The sequence below is a fragment of the Okeania sp. SIO2F4 genome (assembly GCF_010672385.1).
Lineage (GTDB): Bacteria > Cyanobacteriota > Cyanobacteriia > Cyanobacteriales > Microcoleaceae > Trichodesmium.
Genome location: NZ_JAAHGT010000856.1, coordinates 1 through 4197, shown reverse-complemented (window position 1 = coordinate 4197; position 4197 = coordinate 1). Strand labels below are relative to the sequence as shown.

Sequence of the window (4197 nt, the reverse complement as noted above, 5' to 3'; positions counted from 1 at the left end):
TCACTACCTTCGTTACTTCTTGGTATACCCACGGATTAGCTAGTTCTTACCTAGAAGGCTGTAACTTCCTAACTGTTGCAGTTAGTAGCCCAGCCGATAGCATGGGACATTCCCTACTATTCCTCTGGGGTCCAGAGGCTCAGTGGGACTTTGCACGTTGGTGTCAAATTGGTGGTCTGTGGTCATTCACGGCTCTACACGGTGCATTTGCTCTGATTGGCTTCTGCTTACGTCAGATTGAAATTGCCCGTTTGGTAGGAATACGTCCTTATAATGCTATTGCATTCACAGGACCAATTGCCGTCTTTGTCAGTGTATTCTTAATGTACCCACTGGGTCAATCAAGCTGGTTCTTTGCACCTAGCTTTGGTGTAGCTGGTATATTCCGATTCATCCTATTTTTACAAGGATTCCATAACTGGACACTTAACCCATTCCACATGATGGGTGTAGCTGGAATTTTGGGTGGTGCACTATTATGTGCGATTCACGGGGCGACAGTGGAAAATACATTGTTCCAAGATAGCGAACAGGCGAATACCTTCCGTGCATTTGAACCTACTCAATCCGAAGAAACATATTCCATGGTGACAGCTAACCGTTTCTGGTCCCAAATCTTCGGAATTGCATTTTCCAACAAACGTTGGCTTCACTTCTTCATGTTATTTGTACCTGTAACAGGATTGTGGATGAGTTCCATAGGTATAGTAGGTTTAGCATTGAACTTACGAGCTTATGACTTTGTATCCCAAGAATTACGAGCAGCGGAAGACCCAGAGTTTGAAACATTTTATACCAAAAACATTTTGCTGAACGAGGGTATCCGAGCTTGGATGGCTCCTGCAGATCAGCCACATAAAAACTTTATATTCCCAGAAGAAGTATTACCTCGTGGTAATGCTCTGTAATATAACCTAATTTATCAACGGATGAGTCTCGTACTTATCCTTGAATAGCTCCTACAGAAATGAGTATGTAGGAGCTATTATTTTTTTTTGTGAAAATTAGCCCCTATTCCCTATTGCTAAATGAGTTATTGCCTTTTTTTCACCGATCAAATGGGTCTGAAGCCTCGCCCTTATAGGGCGACTTTTTAGTTAATTTTGATTCAATAAATATGTTATAATGTTATTACTTGAAAAGTCAGATTATGAAAGCTATATTTAAGTATCGTATCTATCCAACACGCCAACAAAAATACCAATTAGCAAAACTATTTGGTTGTGTTTGCTGGCGCAACGCTACGCGAACGTGTGGTTTGGAATGATAGTCTCGCTTTCTGTAAAAGACAATATAAATTAGGGGAGAAGAAACCTGACTTATCTGAACTACAAAAACAGTTTATTACATCTGCAAAAAAGACTGAAGATAGAGAATGGTTATCGGAGGTTTCAGTTGTACCATTACAAGAATCTTTAAACGATTTAAACCAAGGTGATCAAAACTTTTTTAAGGTACGGACGTTGTATGCAACGTCCCTAGGCCAAAGAAAAGGCAAACCCGTTAAACCTCCTAAATTCAAAACTAGAAAGTCACGCGCAAACTGCTAGATTTACCTTGAGGGGGTTTAGAGTAGAGGCAGATAGATAAAGTTCCTAGCAACGCAAAAATAGGAAAACTGAAGATTGTGTGGTCAAGGGAAGTAGCTGGTGCTCCATCATAAGTAACTATTGTCAAAGATTGTAGGGGCATCTATGCGAATCGCCCCTACTAGATATTTCTTAAGTTTTGTAGTAGAAATAGAACCAGAAACCTTACCTAAAACTGATAATTCAGTTGGAATAGATTTAGGAATTAAAACCATTGAAGAAACGAATTAAGAAATACAGAAAGTTAAGTAAATCATTATCTAAGAAAACCTTCGGTTATAAATGATATGAAAAAGCGAGGCTGAGAGTTGCTAAATTTCATGCCAAACTGAAAGATACAAGGGACAATTTTTTACATAAATTATCCACTGAAATAATTTGTGAAAACCAAACAATTGTTTTCGAGGATTTGTTTGCGAAGCATTCCGAAGGAAACGTTTCTGGAATGGTTAAAAAGCGGTGCGACCCCGCGACGACGTTAGCGCACTTCGAAGCTCCTCTGCAAGAGACAGCTCCTCTGCAAGAGGCAAGTCGCAAGCGGTCAGACCCCGCGCCGCCGACAGCTCGCTTGCGGAACGCGCACTCCTGTGAGGGAATGCTGACCAAGAGAGGGAACGCGCACCAAGAGACCGTAAATTATCTAGAGCCATTTATGATTTAGGTTGGCGACAATTCCGAACAATTATAGGAGGAAAAACAGAGAAATACGGTCGCGATTTCAGAGTAATTAGTCGTTGGGAGCCTACTTCTCAACAATGCTCGTGTTGTGGTTTTCGTGGAGGTAAATTAGACCTTCAGGTGCGAGAGTGGGAATGTCTCAACTGTGGTGTCAAACACGACACAGATGAGAATGCAGCAATAAATATATTAGTCGCGGGTGGGCAATCCGAGACTTTAAACGGACGTGGAGGCAAGCGTCAGACTACGGCCAACGTAGCAGCAGCCAATGAGACGTCAACCCGCCGAGGAGCTTCGGTTCGGTTGTTTATCCGCGCCTTTTAGGCCGGAGAGGATGTCAAAAGCAGGACAAGTCCAAAAAATTGATAATTGATTTTTTGCTATTCCCTGAAAAAAAATTAACCAGATAATTGCGTTCTCAAATTTTTGTGCTACTATAGTAAACGTAACATTAAGTCAACAAATAACCGCTCAGGGATAAAAGGAGGTGATGCCTATGCAAGATAGTAGTAAACGCATGGGTCACCTGGTTGGAAAATGCCGGCTGTGTGCTGGGGCTGCTCTCTAGCAGTTAGCCTTTGTTCCCACCCAGGGAACTATGAGGATAAACCTTAACCAGGCTGACCTAGAGTTCCTCCCGGCAGTCAGGTTCCAATCAAAGTGACCCCCTAGACCGCTCTTATCTGAAATTAGTTCTTAGGTATTTACCACAAAACTATTCAAGATAAGAGCGGATAGTTTTTTGAGTAATTTTAGGAATAGTTCAATGAGTGAATTACTAAGTGTAGAAGAAATTAATCAACGTGCTAGTAAATTATCAGACTGGAAATTAGAAGGAAATACGCTTAAGTGTGTAAAAAAATTTAAAGATTTTGTTGAAGCGATAGGTTTTGTGAATAAATTAGTAGATCCGGCTGAATCATCACAGCATCATCCAGACTTAGAGGTATCTTACAATAAAGTGACAGTTATATTAACAACCCATGATGCTGGTGGCTTAACAGAAAAAGACTTTAACATGGCTCAAATAATATCTAGTTTAGGTTAGTCTAACTTTAACAGCCTAGGGGAAAGCTCCCAATATCTAAATTTTATAGTACAAAAATACAGGTGGAAGACATCATCTGGATTATCAAAAGCCATTATAAAAATATATCAATTCTTAGTATCTCATATTTTAACCTAAGTGAAACATCTTCATTAATGGATAATGGATAATGAATAATGGATAATTACCTCTGGTTAAAACCGAGAGGATTGAAGATAAAGAAATCACAATTTCTTTTTTTATCTTGAAATAGAAGGCAATAAAGCCGAATTGATTAATTATCAATTATCAATTATCCATTGGTAAGTATTTCTAGTTACTAAAAAAGTATTTTTTATTACTTCTTGCTACGAAATTAATCAGGTGAAAACCAGTGGTATTTTTTTTTATTATAGGTTGTTCAATAATGAATAATTAACAATTAATAATTAATAATTAATAATTACCTCTTCTGTAATAGAAGGATTGGTTAAAAGGATTTTTTTTTCTTTGGCGTTGCATTATCAAAGGATGATTTTGATATCTACCCAAAAATGTGCCCTTATTTTATTTATTAACAGTTTCAGATGCGTGCAAATTTAATAATCATCGAACAACTATGCAACGCTTTTTCTTTTTTCTCCTTGAAAGGAGAGGCTTTAAACCTTAATTTTTAAGTAAAAAAGTCTTAGAGGGTTAAACTATATATTTTACCGAAAATTTGGGTCTAAAGCCTCGCCCTAGAAGGGCGACTTTTTAGTTTAGTTTATTTTATTTCTATAAATATGTTATCATACTGTTAGTTCAAATAGGAATTATGAAAGCTAGATTTAAGTATCGCATATATCCAACACCGGGACAAAAATACCGATTAGCCAAGCTATTTGGTTGTGTCCGTGTTGT

Annotated in this window: 8 protein-coding genes; all 8 read left to right on the top strand. The window is 38.3% G+C overall.

The annotated features are described in order from the left end of the window. Positions 1–908 (top strand): photosystem II D2 protein (photosystem q(a) protein) (psbD, locus tag F6K22_RS33910; RefSeq protein WP_293108508.1); only part of this gene is annotated, 908 nt, incomplete at its 5' end. A 242-nt stretch (positions 909–1150) separates the two neighbouring features. After that, the gene (locus F6K22_RS33905) at positions 1151–1267 is read left to right on the top strand and encodes a helix-turn-helix domain-containing protein (RefSeq protein ID WP_293108516.1); all 117 of its coding nucleotides are present in this window, start codon (positions 1151–1153) and stop codon (positions 1265–1267) included. Further along, positions 1224–1550, top strand: a complete 327-nt coding sequence (locus tag F6K22_RS33900) for a hypothetical protein (protein ID WP_293108506.1) — start codon at positions 1224–1226, stop codon at positions 1548–1550. Before F6K22_RS33905 ends, F6K22_RS33900 begins: the two co-directional genes overlap by 44 nt. 144 nt (positions 1551–1694) lie before the next feature. Further along, positions 1695–1820, top strand: a complete 126-nt coding sequence (locus F6K22_RS33895) for a hypothetical protein (protein ID WP_293108503.1) — start codon at positions 1695–1697, stop codon at positions 1818–1820. Positions 1821–1890: 70 nt separating this feature from the next. Beyond that, positions 1891–2250, top strand: coding sequence for a hypothetical protein (locus F6K22_RS33890; protein ID WP_363275014.1), 360 nt, complete (start codon positions 1891–1893; stop codon positions 2248–2250). Then, positions 2238–2591 (top strand): zinc ribbon domain-containing protein, encoded by a 354-nt coding sequence (locus F6K22_RS33885; protein ID WP_363275012.1) that lies wholly within the window; start codon positions 2238–2240, stop codon positions 2589–2591. Before F6K22_RS33890 ends, F6K22_RS33885 begins: the two co-directional genes overlap by 13 nt. A 442-nt stretch (positions 2592–3033) precedes the next feature. Beyond that, positions 3034–3315, top strand: a complete 282-nt coding sequence (locus F6K22_RS33880) for a 4a-hydroxytetrahydrobiopterin dehydratase (RefSeq protein ID WP_293108500.1) — start codon at positions 3034–3036, stop codon at positions 3313–3315. A 796-nt stretch (positions 3316–4111) separates the two neighbouring features. Continuing rightward, a partial coding sequence (locus tag F6K22_RS33875) for a helix-turn-helix domain-containing protein (RefSeq protein ID WP_287286994.1) occupies positions 4112–4197 on the top strand: 86 nt, incomplete at its 3' end.

Coding starts and splice junctions, on each gene's coding strand:
- F6K22_RS33905 (WP_293108516.1), top strand. CDS start 1,151: ATGAAAGCTATATTTAAGTATCGTATCTATCCAACACGCCAACAAAAA.
- F6K22_RS33895 (WP_293108503.1), top strand. CDS start 1,695: ATGCGAATCGCCCCTACTAGATATTTCTTAAGTTTTGTAGTAGAAATA.
- F6K22_RS33880 (WP_293108500.1), top strand. CDS start 3,034: ATGAGTGAATTACTAAGTGTAGAAGAAATTAATCAACGTGCTAGTAAA.